We start from the raw sequence: 16,296 nt of genomic DNA on the forward strand, positions 1-16,296 counted from the left end.
AAGATCCTTGCTCGAACTCGTTGACCCTTCCTTATCGGGCTGATCTCGTTGATCCTTCCCCGACTTGCTTTTAGCGACGCCAAGCTCGTCAAGCTTATCGTCGATTTTCTGGGAGTCTCCGCTGTCGAGACTTTCTTTAGCGGTTTGATCTGATTCCGTTGGCATATGTCCTCCATAGTGGGTGTCTGTATTCGGCGCAAGCGCCATTCCTCTTACGGACTGTCGTAGATGGTTGTGGATGGCGCCGCGAGGCTTTGGGCATCGGACGTCGCCAATCAACAGTTCAACCGTTGCAAATATGACGCGTAGTTTGTGTATATAACGCGCGCCGTTTTACGGTTCATCCAGTTCCGATCAGATCAGTTGGGCTATCGAGCGCAGAACGGTGCACCTGTCGAGTATCTGAATGAGTTAATTCGAAAACGATCGGCAGGATTTATATGGATGTCGAAATGCGTCGGATGGACTTATTCGACCTCACACCGATTGCATGTGTTTTCCTATGGAGGAGTTCGCTATGACCAAAGCCGCGATATTCGATATAGACGGGACGCTGGTCGACTCTGTCGATTTGCATGCGAGCGCATGGCAGGAGGCGTTCGCCCAATTCGGCCACGACGTCACGTTCGAACAGGCACGCAGCCAGATCGGCAAAGGCGGCGACCAGCTTCTGCCAGTGTTTCTCTCCCCGGAGCAACTTGAGGATTATGGCGACGAGCTGGAAGCGTGGCGCGGCGAGCGGTTTAAAGAAAAGTATCTGCCAATGGTCCGCCCATTTTCGGGAGTGCCTGAATTATTGCAACGTGCTCACGACGGCGGCCTTAAAATAGCAGCCGCGTCGTCGGCAAAAAAAGAAGAACTTGGGATATACCTCGACATAGCGCGCATTTCGCATCTGGTTGACGTATCCACGTCGTCGTCTGATGCCGACAAGTCGAAGCCCGCACCAGACATCTTCAATGCCGCGCTCAAAAAGCTGGCGATCAACCCAGCCGATGCTGTCGCAATAGGAGATACACCGTACGACGCACAAGCTGCAAGACAGGCCGGCATGCGAGCCATCGGCTTGCTATGTGGTGGTTTTACCGAAGACAGTCTCCGCGATGGTGGCTGTTTGGCCGTCTACCCGGGACCCGGTGCACTACTGGCCTGCTTCAATTCGTCGCCACTCGGGGCCGGGCCATGGCCGAAGTAAATTCTCTGTCTCGAAGCGCTGGCTGCTCGATTCAGCGGTGGTAAAGACGACGTTCACGACAAAAGCAATGAACGGCTGTTTTGCGGCGCGGAGCAGGCTTTCAATCGGCTCCCGGACCGCAGTGATGAACGTCTCTTTGTGGCCGAACCCCGGAGTTTGTCCGAATTTTGAAAGCTGGTGTGTCCCACCGCTCGCGAATTTCCGTAGCCGACCCACAACTGCCTTTCGATTCAACGCAAGGGCTACGGCTGGTTGAATCCGCCGAACTGGAGCGGCCATTCGCACGGCGTATCGGTCGGCTTGTCGTCGGCTTTTACGGTCTCCAATACGCAGGTCAAGAAGAGTCGGCTGAAGACCGGCAACCAGCCATTCACCTGCCGTGCACCTTGCGCGTCGAGTGTTATCGTCACGAGGGGCAAGTCTCAACCCGCAACAGATATCTGGATCGATTGCCGGGAACCGCGCATGTCGGATCGACAGCGCCCCGTCCAAGGCTACGGGCGAAGCGCAAGCAGACGCAGTGTTTTGCGGGTGGCTGCTACTGCCAGCGCGCCGACTAGCGTGCGTATCTCCGTTGGCCGAATTCCCTAAGGTGTTCGACCATTCGGGACCGGCTCAGAATTCCCAACAGACTCTTACGTGCAAATGACGGCATGCGCAAAAACATCGCGTGTAGGCTAGGTCTCGTTGTGGGTCAGAGGCTATGTACGACGTCGAAACCTTCCATGCCGCACTTAGCCGACCGTCCGTGTCGCCCAAAATGGGAACTGCCACATGAATTTGCGGCAAATGATCGGCCTCTCAATCAGGAGCGGGTTCACGCGTAAGCCGGTCTAACGTAAGCACTGCGTCTTTTAAACGCTCGCGCTCTTCATTGCTAGTTCTCGACATAAGCTGACTGGTCAGCCACTCAGTGCGCGCGGCCCTGTCTTTCTCAAGTTGTACCCGGCCTGCCTTGGTCACATGCACGAGATAAGCGCGGGAGTCCCCGGCATCTCGCATAAGGCTCAGAAGCCCTTGCTCGACCAATTTCATCACGATCAAGCGCATGGTCTGATGCGTTACTCCCCTGCTGGCGGCAAGCATTGAAATACTGACCGCACCACTACGCAAGAGGAAGCCGAGGGTCTCACTCTGAGCATTCGACTGGGTTCCGCTATGTTCGCGCACAGCGCGCACAAGGCGACTTACAACATCGCGAACGGATTCCGCGAGAAGTTCTACTTCACATGCAGATGCCTGCGAAGTCTCCGGATCTGATTTAGCCATGTCGAACAGACTCATCCCATCTGGAGTTGTGTGATGACGGCGGCCAGCGTATTAACGCCCCAATGCTCCACATATTGACCGTCGCGAACGCGGACGATATCAATGACGTCGATCGAGATCATACGGCCAGTCGGTTCGATACCGAACAGCGGGCCTGCATGACGACCCGAGACGGTCTTTCGCGTTGTGACCTTATCGCCATCGCACAGCTGATCAAGGATCTGAACCTGTATCCCTGCAAGCGCTGGACGCAGCACAGTGTCGAATGTCTTCCACATTGCCTCCGCGCCGCGAAGCGTTGCATCAGGTGCCGACCAATTAACAAAATCGGTCGACATCAGGGCGTCAAACGATTTGCGATTCCCCTCTTCGATCACTTCACGGTTGAACCGCGTGACCACCTCTTTCAGCTTGCTAGAGTCCATTTTCTTACAAGTTAAGTAGCTATCCAGTGATAATATACAGCATGACTGTATATTTCAAGGAAATCGGCTCTCTTGGTATGCGCTCCACACAGTGAAGACGTGATCGCCTTTCGAGCGATCGAAGATCGACTGACCGGTGCCTATCACTTTGCGGACGTAAGCGAAGCCGATCCCAACGGCAGCAAAGGCCGACAAGCACGCGTGGAGGATCCGGCACGTTTCGACGAAGGCCAGCCGTTCGAGTGGCCACTGGACGGGCTCGGGCGAGCGGCAGATTGTGGCCGATGGCCGTCTCACGAGCGCGAGTCACCCTCAGCCATGCGATCGGGTTGATGCAAGTAGAAAGGGATTTTAGAGTGCTACAGATTTGCTATAGCACTGTAGCAGCGCCTTATCTGGCGGGCATCCGCCTTATCATTCCACCCCCTGAACTATCGTTGCCCGGAAACGAGCGACGGAACTTTGACCGGCTCAGATCGACCCATATGGGACGATCAAGACCGCAGAGAGCAGACGTCCACGATGTCGTCATCTGCGTGTGGACAGCATATGAAGCTTGCGCAGGAAGTTTTCCCTTTGTCCCACTTGCGAACGAAAAATAATTACGGCAGCGTAGGCGCTCATTAAGTCATCGGAGTCACCACTCATGCACTTACCCGGTAGGCTGCACCACATTGAGCTAAACGTCTCTTCACTACAAGTCTCGCTATAATTTTGGAAGCCACTTCTCGAGCGATTTGCGTACGTCGAATACCAAGCTTGGGACAGCGGCCGGAGTTACAAACTTGATGACACATATATTGTCTTTGTTCAAGCCAGCGGGTCGCTGTCGGCGGACGGATACGATCGTAGACGCGTCGGATTGAATCATCTTGCATTTTCTGCAGCCTCACGCCAGCAGGTCGATGAAATAACGCTCTGGATACGGGAGAACAATTTCCGCCTCCTGTACGAAGATCGGCACCCATTTGCCGGTGGACCCGAACACTACGCACTCTATTGCGAGGATCCTGATCGCATTAAAGTCGAGGTGGTTGCACCCGCTTAGAAGTCTTGGGACGTGCATCGCGGGGATGCAGGTAGGCCTACGATGTGCGCACAAATTGTCGACGATCTACCAGCTGATCCGAACGTCCGAAAGTGGCCGAGACCGCGTGAAAACTCGCGTTGAATGCGGCTCGTGAAAAATTAACCCTTCAGATCGCGCAGTATTGGCTTGGTTGCCACTTGGGACGGGTAAAGCGACACCTGAAAACCGAGTATTTTCGCGTTTTCACACGGCCTCGGTCGAACTGAGCCCGTCGCCTAACGGCCTGACGCAGATCGAATATCTATTCGGCATAGGAGCGGGTCCGACCAGGAAGAGACGGACGTGTGCTTCGGGAGTAGAACGTTCGGGCGGCGGCGCCAGCCCGAAAGCGGTCCTCCGCCAATAAGCGAACGGAAACGTGCGACAAGTCATGAATGTTGATGAGGGCTGTGTCATATCTTCGTTATCCGCCGCATCGGAAGGCGGTTCTGAGAACGGGAGAACTGGACACGCAGCGCCGGAAGTATTCGACGATGCGGGACGGGTGCGGCAACGAGCGCGGACGAATCTGTGAACCGTCAAGGCCGCCGGCCAGCAAACCGTGATCGAAGTGCATTGTGGCCGCGCACTGCTCAATCTTTCATTGCACCCCTCGCACAACGGACCGTTCCACAAGCGCTGCCGGATTCGCGAGCCAGGCTACCGCGTGCACCTTGCCATCGACTTCACCGGTCCAGTCTTCAGCCCGCGCCTTCGGGTTCTCTGGATAGTCGCCGCGTTGCTGGGCCAGCACGGTGTCTCCCCAGCCGACCGGGGTTTTGTGGCGCGGCTCTGCATAGGGGTCGTTCTGCGCAATCGAACTGATCTTTTCAACGTCGGCTGGCCAGACCGGGGCACGGTTGGTTACGTTTGCGAGAGCCCGCAATCCTGTGAACAGCAGGATCTGCGGCATCATGATAATGCGCAAAAACGCGGGGGCACGCATTCCGAAGCCGTACATTGAAAACAGGAACGACTCTCGCAGCGTTTCGCGCTGGGTGTGGAACAGCATAGGCTTCGGCAAGCGACTCGGCCCATCGCTCATGTACCTGCACCAGTAATTCCATTGCGCCAAGGCCATCTCAACCTGTGCCTTGCCAGTCCACTCCCGGCCGATCGAGAACGCCCGGACGACGTTGCCTTTGGCATCGACCGTATAGTGCCGGATGTGAAATACCGTCCCGAATGGCGTTTCCTCGCGGTGCAGACAGAAGATCGAATCGCTTGTCCACGGAGCTTCCCATACGACATCGCCGTCGCCAGGCTTGGCGAAGTACCGCGGTGCATGGATTGCGTAGAGCCTGGCTTCACTGCGATGGAAACGAATCGGCCGGTACCTCAGACCAAACACCAAACCTCGCGCAATTTTCCACACCAACGAGCCGAACGCCGCGACAACTAGAAGAGCCACGCAGTCAAAAGCGAACATCCAGAAAGCCGGCCCAGGTTCTGCATGAGAAACCACATAACCGTATGGGCCGATAGCCATACCCGCGCAGGCTAGCGCGGCCCCTGCCAGCACCCATTGCTTGTCCAGGTATGACGGCTCCGTCACATCCATGAACGTGGAGTTGGTACAAAAGGTCGCCCCGAAATCCTGAACCTCTGGACCGACAGATCGGTTGATCGGCAACCTGTGCGCCATATCCCACTCGGGCACAGGCTGGCCGATGCACTTCTTCATCAATCGCTCGTCCATGGTTTAGCTTCCAGCAGCCGACGTAAACGCACGAACTTCAGCTTCGAGCGTGGGGTAGTGCTCACCTGTACTGAACTTGCAACGCGAAATCCAATCTTTCATTTCCGATGCCTTGAAAACGGCAATCGCGATGCCAACAAATATCGAAGCAACGAATGCAATCCAGAAGCCCGAAATAAGAAACAGATTACAGCGATCAAGACTGCGTCACAAAATCAGACGGGAAGTCGGCGTTCATGAAAGCCAACAGCCAAATGTCGAGCCATCATGTCGTACGCCTCGCGCTTCGTCGAGCCGGCAATCTCGGTCCAGCGCTCCAAGTCATGCTGCGATAGCAATGGGCGTGCGCATTTCTGCTCATAAGGAGATCGCATTGTTTCATAAAGTCTGCTTGCAGATCGTCGGGCGGTGCTGGGCTCATATCGCGGTTAGGGCTACGTGACCGAGGGAGTATAAAACTGCAGCACAATAGCGTATCGACCGGTCGCTTGCAGCGATCTCAGAGGTCCGATCCGGGCCGACGTATGCTATTCGCATAAGGCAGTCACCGGCCGAACCTGGTCCTATGCTGAACAGATATCGATCTACGTCAGGCCGCTAGGCGACGGGCTTAGTTCGACCCAACCCGGTCAGACAGCTTCCTCCAAACCGGTCATTCAGCCGAATCCATGTTCAGCGAACCGGAGTGCCAGTAAGCGGACGCTGGCGAACTCACCCGATGGGCCAGAATGAGGCGCTCGGTTCAGTAACTCCAAAGGCCGAACTGAGACGGATAGCTGTCGGTGCCTTAAGGCGACCCTAATAGGGTATTGGGCAACCCATTTTGCCCTTGAGGGCAACAAGACTGGGCGATGATTGGCGGAAAATGGTGCGGTGGTTTTAGCCCCGCGTTAGGTGGCACCGTCGACAATTTGTCCAACAATCGCGTTGCGAGGTGGCTCAGATGATTCGCAGAATCCGGTCTTTGCTAAAAACGGTCGCGATCGCGGTCTCTCTCGTGTCGACAACTTCCGTACAGGCGCAACAAAATGCCATGCCTTCGGCTACCCCGGGCACTGTCCTACCTGATCGCCGTCCCGGAGAATTCAAGGGTACGATCGGCACGACCTTTGCGGACTCGAAGCCGGACTTTCCAAAGAATCGTGCGGCGCCGGCGGGTGCGCCGAATATCATTCTGATTCTTCTCGATGACGTCGGGTTTGGCGCAACGTCAACCTTCGGCGGGCCCGTTCCAACACCTACGCTTGACCGCTTAGCCAAAGGCGGATTGCGCTATACACAATGGAATACCACCTCGCTCTGTTCTCCAACACGAGCGGCATTTTTGACAGGTCACAACCACCACGAAGAGGGTTTCGGCGTAGTAGCTGAGATGTCCACGGGTTTTCCAGGCTATAACGCCATCCTGCCGGACACTTCCGTAACGATTGGCGAAATTCTGAAAGACAACGGCTATAACACCGCCTGGTTTGGCAAAAATCACAACACCCCTGACTCCGAGACGAGCGCAACTGGCCCATTCTCTCAATGGCCCACAGGCATGGGTTTCGAGTACTTTTATGGATTCAACGGTGGCGATACGAATCAATGGTCGCCTGCGATCATTGAAGGCACCAAACCCGTCGAGAAGCCTGGCGTGAAGAATTATCACTTCATGTCAGACATGACAGATCACGCAATCACCTGGATTCGCAATCAGAAGTCCATAGCACCCAACAAGCCTTTTCTCGTTTACTTCGCACCCGGAGCGACCCATGCTCCCCATCACGCGCCCAAGGAATGGGCCGACAAGTTCAAGGGGCAGTTCGACCAGGGTTGGAACAAGGTTAGCGAAGAGACGTTTAACCGGATGAAGCAACAGGGCATCCTTCCCGCCAACTCAAAATACAACCCGATTCCTGGGGAAGTCGGTGAGTGGGACCAACTCAGCGCGGATCAGAAGAAGGTTTACGCGCGGATGATGGAGGTCTATGCGGGCTATCTCGCCTATGCTGACGAGGAGGTCGGACGCATGCTTGCCGCCGTGGACGATCTCGGCATCTCCGACAATACGTTGGTCGTCTACGCTGTCGGCGATAACGGTGCTAGCGCCGAGGGCGGATTCAGCGGGACGCTCAACGAGATTGCAGCGGACCTGAACAGTTACCGGCCCGACGCCGTTCCAGAAGCGCTGAAGAATCTCGATGCAATTGGCGGACCGACGACCTACAACCATTTCCCGGTAGGTTGGGCCCTTGCCACCAACTCGCCTTTCAAGTACGCCAAACGGGAAGCCTCTCATTTCGGAGGCACGCGCAACGGACTGGTGATCTTCTGGCCAAAGGGGATCAAAGATGGAGGCGATATACGTACTCAATTTCATTACGTGAGTGACATCGTCCCGACCGTTCTTGAAGCCGCGCATATTCCGCAACCCAAAGAGGTCAATGGCGTCAGGCAGCGACCCATGTCCGGCATCAGCATGATGTACACCTTTGACCAGGCAAACGCCAACGCGCCCAGTCGGCGTCATGTTCAGTATTTCGAAATGGCCGGAGCGCGCGCTATCTATAAGGATGGATGGATTGCCGCGACGACGCATGGCATGAAGCCGTGGACAGATGCAGAATCCAAGGGGAATTTCGACAAAGATACCTGGGAGCTCTACAACCTCGCCAACGACTTTACAGAGCACGATGATCTTTCGGCTCAGAACCCGCAGAAGCTCAAGGAAATGCAGGCTGCGTTCATGGTCGAAGCGAGGAAATACAACGTGCTTCCATTGGACGATCGCGCAGTCGAGCGTTTCAGTACAAAGCTCACAGGTCGTCCTGCCGGCGCTTTGGAGGGCGTCAACAAGATCACGTTTTATCCGGGCATGGTGCGGCTCCCGGAAGGCAGCGCACCGGACATGAAAAACCGGTCCTACAAGATCACAGCCTATGTCGACACCAATGGCGACGCCAACGGAATCCTGATTACCCAAGGCGGCCTCTTTTCCGGCTGGGCGCTGCGGGTCATCAACGGTACACCGCAGTTCATCTACAACTGGATGAAGGAAGAGTTCACGACGATCGCGTCTAACGAGAAGTTGCCGGCCGGCAAGGTTCAGATTCGCTTCGAATTTGCGTATGACGGCGGCGGCGTGGGCAAGGGCGGTACCGGCACTCTGTACGTCAACGACAAAAAGGTCGCCGAGGGACATATCAAACAAACTGTCCGTAATCGCTACTCTTTTGACGAGACTATGGATGTGGGTGAGGACACTGGCACCCCCGTTTTCATGGACTACATGGAGAAGATGCCGTTTGCCTTCACAGGCAAGCTTGAGAAGGTCACGATTGAACTTGCCCCGGTTCCGACCAATATGCAGGGCGCGGCCGAAGGCGCGAAGCGCGAAGCAGATGAAGCCCTGAATCTCACGAATTAGTATTTGAGGTAACCCGGACTTGCGAATGCGCGTCTGGACTCTTTCTAACGACACGTACCATTCTATGGATCGGCGATGCTGTGCGAACGCCCTCTTTCTTCCCATGACCGGCCATTCAGTAGCGCCGGACGAATGGCCCATCATGGCCGGCTTGCGGCAGTCCCAAGGGAAATCAGCTTGCCGAACAACGGCCATTCAGCAGGGACGTATGGGGTCTCCGTTAGCCGAACTGGATGACGACCTCGACCGGCCGCTAATGGCCGGACCGCGTCCGATTGCCGCCCGGCCGGGATGCTCACACTTCGGTTTGTTCAGCCATCTCGAGCGCGTCGTCGACCTCAATGCCGAGATACCGGACCGTACTCTCCAGTTTTGTATGGCCGAGCAGGAGCTGTACCGCCCGAAGGTTCTTTGTACGGCGGTAAATTAGCGATGCTTTCGTTCGGCGCATCGTATGCGTGCCATAGGCCGTGTCATCGAGCCCGATCGATTTTATCCAACGATGCACGATCCTCGCGTACTGACGAGTTGAAAGATGAGGTGACGTGTGAATTCGGCCGGGGAACAGAAAGTCGGAGGTAGACAGCCCAGCTGTCCTGATCCAGTTTTCGACGCTTTCCCGCGTTTGCTCGGTGATCTCGAATTGCACCGGCCGCTGCGTCTTCTGCTGCATGACAGTCGCGCGGGGCGCTACACGAGTGCCTATGCAGACATCTCGCACCCGCAGCTTCGTCAGGTCGCACGCTCGCAGCTTGCTGTCTATTGCCAGATTGAACATCGCCAGATCACGGGTTTTTCCGGCTAGTTGAACGCGGATTCGAATGGCCCAAATTTCCTTGAGCTTCAGCGGTGACTTTTGCCCGGTCAGCTTGCCCTTGTTCCACGGGACATGAGGCACGCTCGTGCTGATGATCGATTCCATGACAAACTCCTTTCTGATGAAGGGAGAGTCAGTCTGCGCCAATTCCCGATGGGCGATGCCCGACCCAACCCGGTCAGACAGCTTCCTCCAAACCAGTCATTCAATCGAATCCATGTTCAGCGAACTGGAATGCCAGTAAGCGGCCGCTGGCGAACTCACCCGATCGGCCATATGCGGACCGTCGATTGATGCAAATCGGCGACCGTTCCTCTCTCGCAACCGGCCATTGAAGTCCACGTCAAAGATATTCAGAGGACGTTTCTCTAACGATGGCTCAGGAAGGCCTTCCGGCTCCAGTAGCCAATGCCGTGAAGAGCACTTCCGGATTGAAGGGTTTCTCGCACCATGGGTATCCGATGTACGCAGGGTCGAGCGCGTCTCCCTTTTTTGGCAAGGACACTACCTGTGACGCAAATGTGTTTTGTAATCGGCGGGGTGATACCGAATCACGGTACGGAGCGGTACTCTCGCGGCAGGCCATCGAACGCCGACTACCGCCGTATTCGACATTGCATAGGTAATTGCGATGCTTCGGACAAGCAGGCCTCACGGCGGGTCGTTCCGCACATCGCAGAAAACCGGAGTCGGTTTTAGAAACGTCACGATTTAGTTTGCTATTCGACGGCATTGAGCGCATGGTACGTAAATCCAGATGCACCCGGCCGTCATTTTTTCGCATCTGTACAGGCGGCGTTTCATGACGGTCAGTAACGCTTATGGAGTACGCTGTCATGACCTTTCCCAGCATCGGATACAAAGGGTACTCGCTACGCGCGTATTCTCATCAAGAATTTCCGCTGCATCGTAGTCCGTACGCTCAAGGATTGCGAAAGCTTTTATCTGTAGTTTGAATCGACACCGTTCAGTCGAACGATATCAAGGCCCGGCGCTATGCAACCTTTTTTTCTACGGCGATTCCATCCACTGCAGGTGATGTTATAAACCTCGCCATGCAATACGGCAAGCATATTGCCGATGGCGAGGGTCAGGCAGTCGAACTCTGACATGTCTGGACATCTGGCCATGACGTGAGCAAAGCCGACCATGCAATAGCCGATTTATGGGCATCGCAACGGCGAGAGCGGCTTTTGTGTTGTTTTCCAGATTTTCAAGAAGCCAGTGGGTCTGGCTATTCGTTGGACGTGTCATGGCGCGGCCTGCCGATGACACAAACCTCCTCTAGTGATTCGCTTTACAGCGTTTCAATCCATCTTAACGACAGCGTGAGCGTTTATCGACAGGGTCGCGCAAAAGAGGGGTGCAATGACATCTGCAATCCTGCTGGAGAATATTCATGCGAATGCGCTTTGCCGATTCAAGGAGGCAGGGATCGAAGTCGAACGGCACTCGGGTGCGCTGAGTGGAAATTTGCTGCGTGACGCGCTAGCTACGCACCAGATCGTGGGCATCCGCTCTTCCACGCAGATCATGCGGCCGGACATTGAGGCCGCTGGGCATCTGCATGCAATTGGCTGCTTCTGCATCGGGACGTCGCAGGTAGATCTCAGCGCTGCGGCCCAGATCGGTATCCCTGTTTTCAATGCGCCGTTCTCAAATACACGGTCGGTCGCTGAATTGATTGTCGCAGAGGCGATACTTCTGCTTCGCCGGGTTCCGGAGAAAAATACGCTCGCCCATGCTGGCACCTGGGCCAAGGGCGCCGAAGGTTCGTTCGAGGCACGCGGAAAAACAATTGCAATCATCGGCTACGGCAACGTCGGGGCGCAAGTCGGGGTGCTTGCTGAGGCACTCGGTATGCGGGTCGTGTACTACGACGTGCAGGCAAAGTTGTCGCTCGGCTCAGCAAAGGCCGCACGCTCTGTTGCAGCTGCAATCTCACAGGCAGATGTCGTCACACTTCACGTGCCCGCAACATTGCGTACGGCGCAGATGATTGATGCCACTGCTCTGTCGCTCTTCAAGCCGGGCGCTGTCCTGCTGAACGCCTCGCGTGGCTCGGTCATCGATATTAATGCTCTAGCACATGCACTTCAGAACAAAGTACTTGGGGGCGCCGCAATTGATGTGTTCCCCGATGAACCCGGGACGAACGATGAACGTTTCAGTAGTGTGCTTAGCAATATGCCCAACGTCTTACTAACACCGCATATAGGCGGAAGCACGCAGGAGGCGCAGGAGAATATAGGAACCGAAGTCGCAGCTAAACTTATCGCATTTCTCGCGACTGGCGATACGGCAGGCGCAGTCAATTTCCCGCATGTTAGTCCCGGGCCACTAATAGCGCCGGCGCGACTGCTCAATGTCCACGGGAACGCTCCGGGGGTATTGGCTGCGCTGAACGGACTTCTCGCGAAGGAGGGCGCCAACATCGTGGCACAGCAACTTCAGACGAAGGGCGAGACAGGCTATGTCGTGAGCGATCTTGACCGGATGCCGTCGAAAAACTTTATCGATATTATTTCAGATCAACCAGGTTTTATCAGAACCCGCGTTTTGACTAAAGATTAGCTGCCAGCTATAGAGATGCGGGGACGAGCCTGGTCACTTCCGAATAGCACACGAGCGCTCGTTCTTCAACCTTTCCACCAACTCCGGAGGCCTAGAGGAATGCCGACTTGAAGGCGCATATTCGTGATGAGAGCACCATTTTATGGACGGTCATCTGAAGTCGGCCTAGGGTAGCGATATAGCCGATCATCGAAACCCGATGAGTGAGCTGCGTGACGCAACCCGCCTTCTACAGTGCTTTCAAATCGGGTAACAGGCGGTCGAATTCCCGTCTTACTACGCTGTAGCATTCGCATACGCGTACTTCCAGTCCGGGACGATCCAGTACTTCGATATGCCCGTGACTGTAACGAATTAGTCCCGCATCCTGTAGTTTCAGCGCCGCTTCGGTGACGCCGGAGCGGCGCACACCCAGCATGTTGGCAATCAGTTCCTGTGTCATCTTTAGTTCGTTGGATGGCAGGCGATCAATGCTGAGCAGCAGCCAACGACAGAGTTGCTGATCGATCGAATGATGACGGTTACACACGGCTGTTTGCGCCATCTGGGTGATCAGTGCCTGGGTGTAGCGCAATAGCAGCCGCTGCACCGGGCCGGCGCGGTGAAACTCCTCTTTCAGAATTCGCGCATCGAGTCGGTACGCCTCGCCGGCGCTTTGCACGACCGCACGACTTGGCGTTGTCTCCCCACCCATGAACAGTGCAATACCGATGAGCCCCTCATTGCCGACGATCGCAATTTCTGCTGACGCGCCGTTTTCCATCACATAGAGAAGCGAGACGATCGCAGTAAGCGGAAAATAGACGTGATTGAGACGATCGCCGGATTCGTATACAACCTGGCCTAAGGGCATGTCGACGCGCACTAAATGAGGTGCCAGCCGGGCCCACTCCGTCTCCTGCATAACCGAAAGCAGATGATTTTTCCTTGCGGGATCTGCGTTTGCCATGTATCGCTCCTCAACCTGTTGCTGACAACCGAATGACAAGGCAGCAGCAGCGCTCTCCCCCGCAAGGGGTAAGCCCGATCAAATTATAGTTCCGGCGCGTCGGCGCAACATCCTGCTATCTTCCAGCAATTTTCGGACATAGAGGGCAACTGGACCCGCCCAAAAAGCTGGAGCATCTGTTGATTGTGCGCTTGCACGGAAATCAGCAGGCTGTAAGTCTATGCCGCGAATGCGGCATCAGGTCGAGTCGGATGTGCGATGTGCGGCAATGACAAGCAGGTGGGGTATAAATGCGCTCCCGGGTCTGGGGGGCGCGCTGGCTTCCGACACGGTCCCCACCGTGCATGCGCAATTGCGCTACGACGACAGCCATCACGACGGTGTACATGACATTCGGGGTACGCTGCATTTCCGCAGTGTCTTTTGTCTGTCAAGGGACGAACGGCAACTGTCAAATGCGTGCATTTAGTCGCGAACTACGGCAAGCCCGATATCGTATGAAGGTTCGGATGTCTAACGAGCATCGAAGGGCCAGTCTCTGCGTCGATCACACCCGACGAAGATGTATGCCCGTACGGCACCGTACCGACGTTCTGCACGGGGCCGCGCATCATCTGATGGACGGCTTCGTATGTCCCCGAAAGGACAGCTTCCCTAGACAGTCTCAACGCACCTTGCCCGGTTATCCTTTCAGGCCGCGCGACAAATGACGAGTGGCCTATGATTTCGCCGGCCTGCACCATTTTTTCGGTCGCGTCGGTAGCGGAGAGAGTCGTTGCGTTGTCATTGCGCTGCTGGACGATTCAATTCGTCAAAGAGCATGTTAGCTGCTCTATCCGATAGTAGCGCGCATATAAAGCCGCGTTGCACGTCGGAAGCAAAGCTAGACAATACGTTTCTAAAGAATCGCGCTTGTAACGCAGACTGCGATGCAGTCCATAATCGGCTGCGCGATGATACCGTCATCAAGTGGGGGTGATGCAGCACCGCTCAGAACGCAGTCGGACTTGCGCATGTACTGCGAGTCCGGACATCGATAGGTAATGGCAACGCACAGTGCACATGCAAGCACGAAAGCTACGTCCTGCACGAGCAGGTCGTTGGACGGACTCGCCGTCCAATACGGAGGCTGGCACGACGCTGGCCTCCATTTTCACATCAGCAAAATTTAGATCGTTTAGCGGCATCATCAGGCACATTGTGGGTTAATCCAGATGTTCCTCTGGCTTCACTTTTTCGCGTCCGGTTAGTCACGATACAAGGCTATCGGCACCATTTACGGACCACCTAATCATGACCATTCCCACCATCGAATACAGAGGGTACGAGTTACGCGCGTACTCTCATCAAGATTTTCCTCTGCATCGTGACCCGTATGCCAAAGGCCCACGGCAATTTTCATCTGTCGTGCGCATTGACCCCATTCAGCCAGGCGGGGACACGGCACGTCGCTATGCGACGTCGTTTCCTGCAGCAAGGCCCACCACCGCGGGTGATGCCATCGACCTCGCGATGCAATATGGTAAAGACATCGTCGACGGCAAGGTTCAGGCGAATGGGCTTTGACCGAATGCCGGTCGGTTCTCAGCTGGAGTGGAGCAGGACATGCAATATCCGCTTTATGTGCGCCGCGATGGCGACGCTGGCTTTCGCGCCAATTTTCCAGATTTTCCCCGCGTAGTTGTGCACGGCAATTCAATCGATGAATTGAAGAGTGACGCACAGCAGGCTGTCGAACTGGCCTATGACCGTAGCGAGCAAATCATACCCGCTCCGACCCGCAGTACATCGGAATTACATGTGCTCGATATGGACGATGGAGAGGGAATCTGGATGTTCGTCGACATCAATCTCGCGCGCGTTACCTCACTGGCAGTCAGCATCCAGTTCAGTCTGCTCGAAGGTTTGCTGCAGCAAGTCGATCTGGCAGCAAGAGAATGCCACATCACGCGCTCTGCGGTGATCACGCTGGCTGTCGTGCACGAACTTGCAAGCCGGTACGAAGGACAGTTGTTTAGCATACCTGTTTCCCAACGGGGCTTCGTGGACGGATGACGCGTACTCTACCAAAGCCGATGCGATGTGTTGCGCCGTCCCGGCTCATGCTGGGCCCCGACCGCCTGTTGGCAAACCAGTATGTCTCACAGGAGTGTGATCATGAACGATGACCAGGTGAATGCAGAAGAGCTTGAAGAACGCAAAAGACGCAGAGAAGCCATGCAGCGTGCGACGGATGATGGTATGCCGGTTACCGCAAAAATTGAAGAGCGAGACGCCGTGGATATCGCGCACAGGAAGCCGAAGCAATGGATCAGGCACGCAAGGAAATGGCTAGGCGCTGGCGGTTCGGTGCAATCCTTGGCCATCGGTGTTCAAAAGCGAGGACACAGTCCCGCGGGGAGATTGAGAAACAAAGGCCAGTAAAGAGGCGCTCTGCGAGGAGCCCCAACTGCCACAACACACATCGGTGGCGTACACTGCCTGGCAGCGCTGCCCATCTCCTTGGCTTTATTTGATACACCTGCTGGTTGATGAGCGATATAGACGGATTAAATGACCCCACACGCCTACCGTCGAATTGACATGTCGCTTCACGCCTTCCCGCCGCCGTCGATTCCGCTTCCAGTTCGCCATATCCGCTTGCCTTGCTCGGATAGCTCACCGCAACTATGCTCGGCGTCGGCTTCCGAGCCTTCTATGGCCATGACGCCGCCGGCCTGTTCCTGCGCCTTCTGTTTCTGCTTGCGCCGGGCTGCGACAGCTTCGTCGTGCGACCTTCCCGCGTAGTTCAGGGTCATTTTGTCCACTCCTCGAGAGTCTTTTTCTACCACCTGATACGTGCCGAGTAGTTCCGGAAATCACTTCGCGCAGAACCGAGCTATCCGGTTTT

General features: G+C 55.6%; 12 protein-coding genes. 6 read left to right on the forward strand and 6 right to left on the reverse strand.

Features of this window, described 5'->3' with window-relative positions:
• Positions 1 to 517: 517 nt before the first annotated feature.
• The gene (locus ABH945_RS35160) at positions 518 to 1,195 is read left to right on the forward strand and encodes an HAD family hydrolase (protein WP_429253729.1); all 678 of its coding nucleotides are present in this window, start codon (positions 518 to 520) and stop codon (positions 1,193 to 1,195) included.
• An 801-nt stretch (positions 1,196 to 1,996) separates the two neighbouring features.
• On the opposite strand, the gene ABH945_RS35165 is transcribed toward ABH945_RS35160, so the two are convergent.
• From ABH945_RS35165 to ABH945_RS35175, 3 genes are all read right to left on the reverse strand, one after another.
• Positions 1,997 to 2,479 carry a MarR family winged helix-turn-helix transcriptional regulator gene (locus ABH945_RS35165; RefSeq protein ID WP_429253730.1) on the reverse strand — a complete coding sequence of 161 codons (483 nt, stop codon included), beginning with the start codon at positions 2,477 to 2,479 and terminating at the stop codon, positions 1,997 to 1,999.
• Positions 2,476 to 2,889, reverse strand: coding sequence for an ester cyclase (locus ABH945_RS35170; RefSeq protein ID WP_429253731.1), 414 nt, complete (start codon positions 2,887 to 2,889; stop codon positions 2,476 to 2,478). Before ABH945_RS35170 ends, ABH945_RS35165 begins: the two co-directional genes overlap by 4 nt.
• A gap of 1,670 nt (positions 2,890 to 4,559) precedes the next feature.
• Complete coding sequence (locus tag ABH945_RS35175) at positions 4,560 to 5,657, reverse strand: DUF6708 domain-containing protein (RefSeq protein ID WP_074774260.1); 1,098 nt, start codon at positions 5,655 to 5,657, stop codon at positions 4,560 to 4,562.
• A 943-nt stretch (positions 5,658 to 6,600) separates the two neighbouring features.
• Between ABH945_RS35175 and ABH945_RS35180 the strand changes: the two genes are divergently transcribed.
• Positions 6,601 to 9,066 (forward strand): arylsulfatase, encoded by a 2,466-nt coding sequence (locus ABH945_RS35180; protein ID WP_074774256.1) that lies wholly within the window; start codon positions 6,601 to 6,603, stop codon positions 9,064 to 9,066.
• 295 nt (positions 9,067 to 9,361) lie between these two features.
• Here ABH945_RS35180 and ABH945_RS35185 read toward each other — a convergent pair whose 3' ends face one another.
• Entirely contained in the window at positions 9,362 to 9,988 is a 627-nt protein-coding gene (locus tag ABH945_RS35185; protein WP_429253732.1) for a tyrosine-type recombinase/integrase, read from the reverse strand.
• Positions 9,989 to 11,251: 1,263 nt separating this feature from the next.
• Here ABH945_RS35185 and serA point away from each other — a divergent pair.
• Positions 11,252 to 12,457, forward strand: coding sequence for a phosphoglycerate dehydrogenase (gene serA, locus ABH945_RS35190; RefSeq protein ID WP_429253733.1), 1,206 nt, complete (start codon positions 11,252 to 11,254; stop codon positions 12,455 to 12,457).
• 229 nt (positions 12,458 to 12,686) lie between these two features.
• Here the strand turns inward: serA and ABH945_RS35195 are convergent, their stop codons facing one another.
• Positions 12,687 to 13,406 carry a Crp/Fnr family transcriptional regulator gene (locus ABH945_RS35195; protein WP_429253734.1) on the reverse strand — a complete coding sequence of 240 codons (720 nt, stop codon included), beginning with the start codon at positions 13,404 to 13,406 and terminating at the stop codon, positions 12,687 to 12,689.
• A 1,293-nt stretch (positions 13,407 to 14,699) separates the two neighbouring features.
• Between ABH945_RS35195 and ABH945_RS35200 the strand changes: the two genes are divergently transcribed.
• From ABH945_RS35200 to ABH945_RS35210, 3 genes are all read left to right on the forward strand, one after another.
• Entirely contained in the window at positions 14,700 to 14,972 is a 273-nt protein-coding gene (locus ABH945_RS35200; RefSeq protein ID WP_429253735.1) for a hypothetical protein, read from the forward strand.
• A 39-nt stretch (positions 14,973 to 15,011) separates the two neighbouring features.
• A complete protein-coding gene (locus ABH945_RS35205; protein WP_429253736.1) occupies positions 15,012 to 15,461 on the forward strand; it encodes a type II toxin-antitoxin system HicB family antitoxin in 450 nt (149 codons plus the stop codon).
• A 102-nt stretch (positions 15,462 to 15,563) separates the two neighbouring features.
• Complete coding sequence (locus tag ABH945_RS35210) at positions 15,564 to 15,830, forward strand: hypothetical protein (protein ID WP_429253737.1); 267 nt, start codon at positions 15,564 to 15,566, stop codon at positions 15,828 to 15,830.
• A 167-nt stretch (positions 15,831 to 15,997) separates the two neighbouring features.
• On the opposite strand, the gene ABH945_RS35215 is transcribed toward ABH945_RS35210, so the two are convergent.
• Entirely contained in the window at positions 15,998 to 16,204 is a 207-nt protein-coding gene (locus ABH945_RS35215) for a hypothetical protein (RefSeq protein ID WP_429253738.1), read from the reverse strand.
• Between the last annotated feature and the right edge of the window lie 92 nt (positions 16,205 to 16,296).

This window comes from Paraburkholderia sp. GAS333 (genome assembly GCF_050435665.1).
GTDB lineage: Bacteria > Pseudomonadota > Gammaproteobacteria > Burkholderiales > Burkholderiaceae > Paraburkholderia > Paraburkholderia fungorum_A.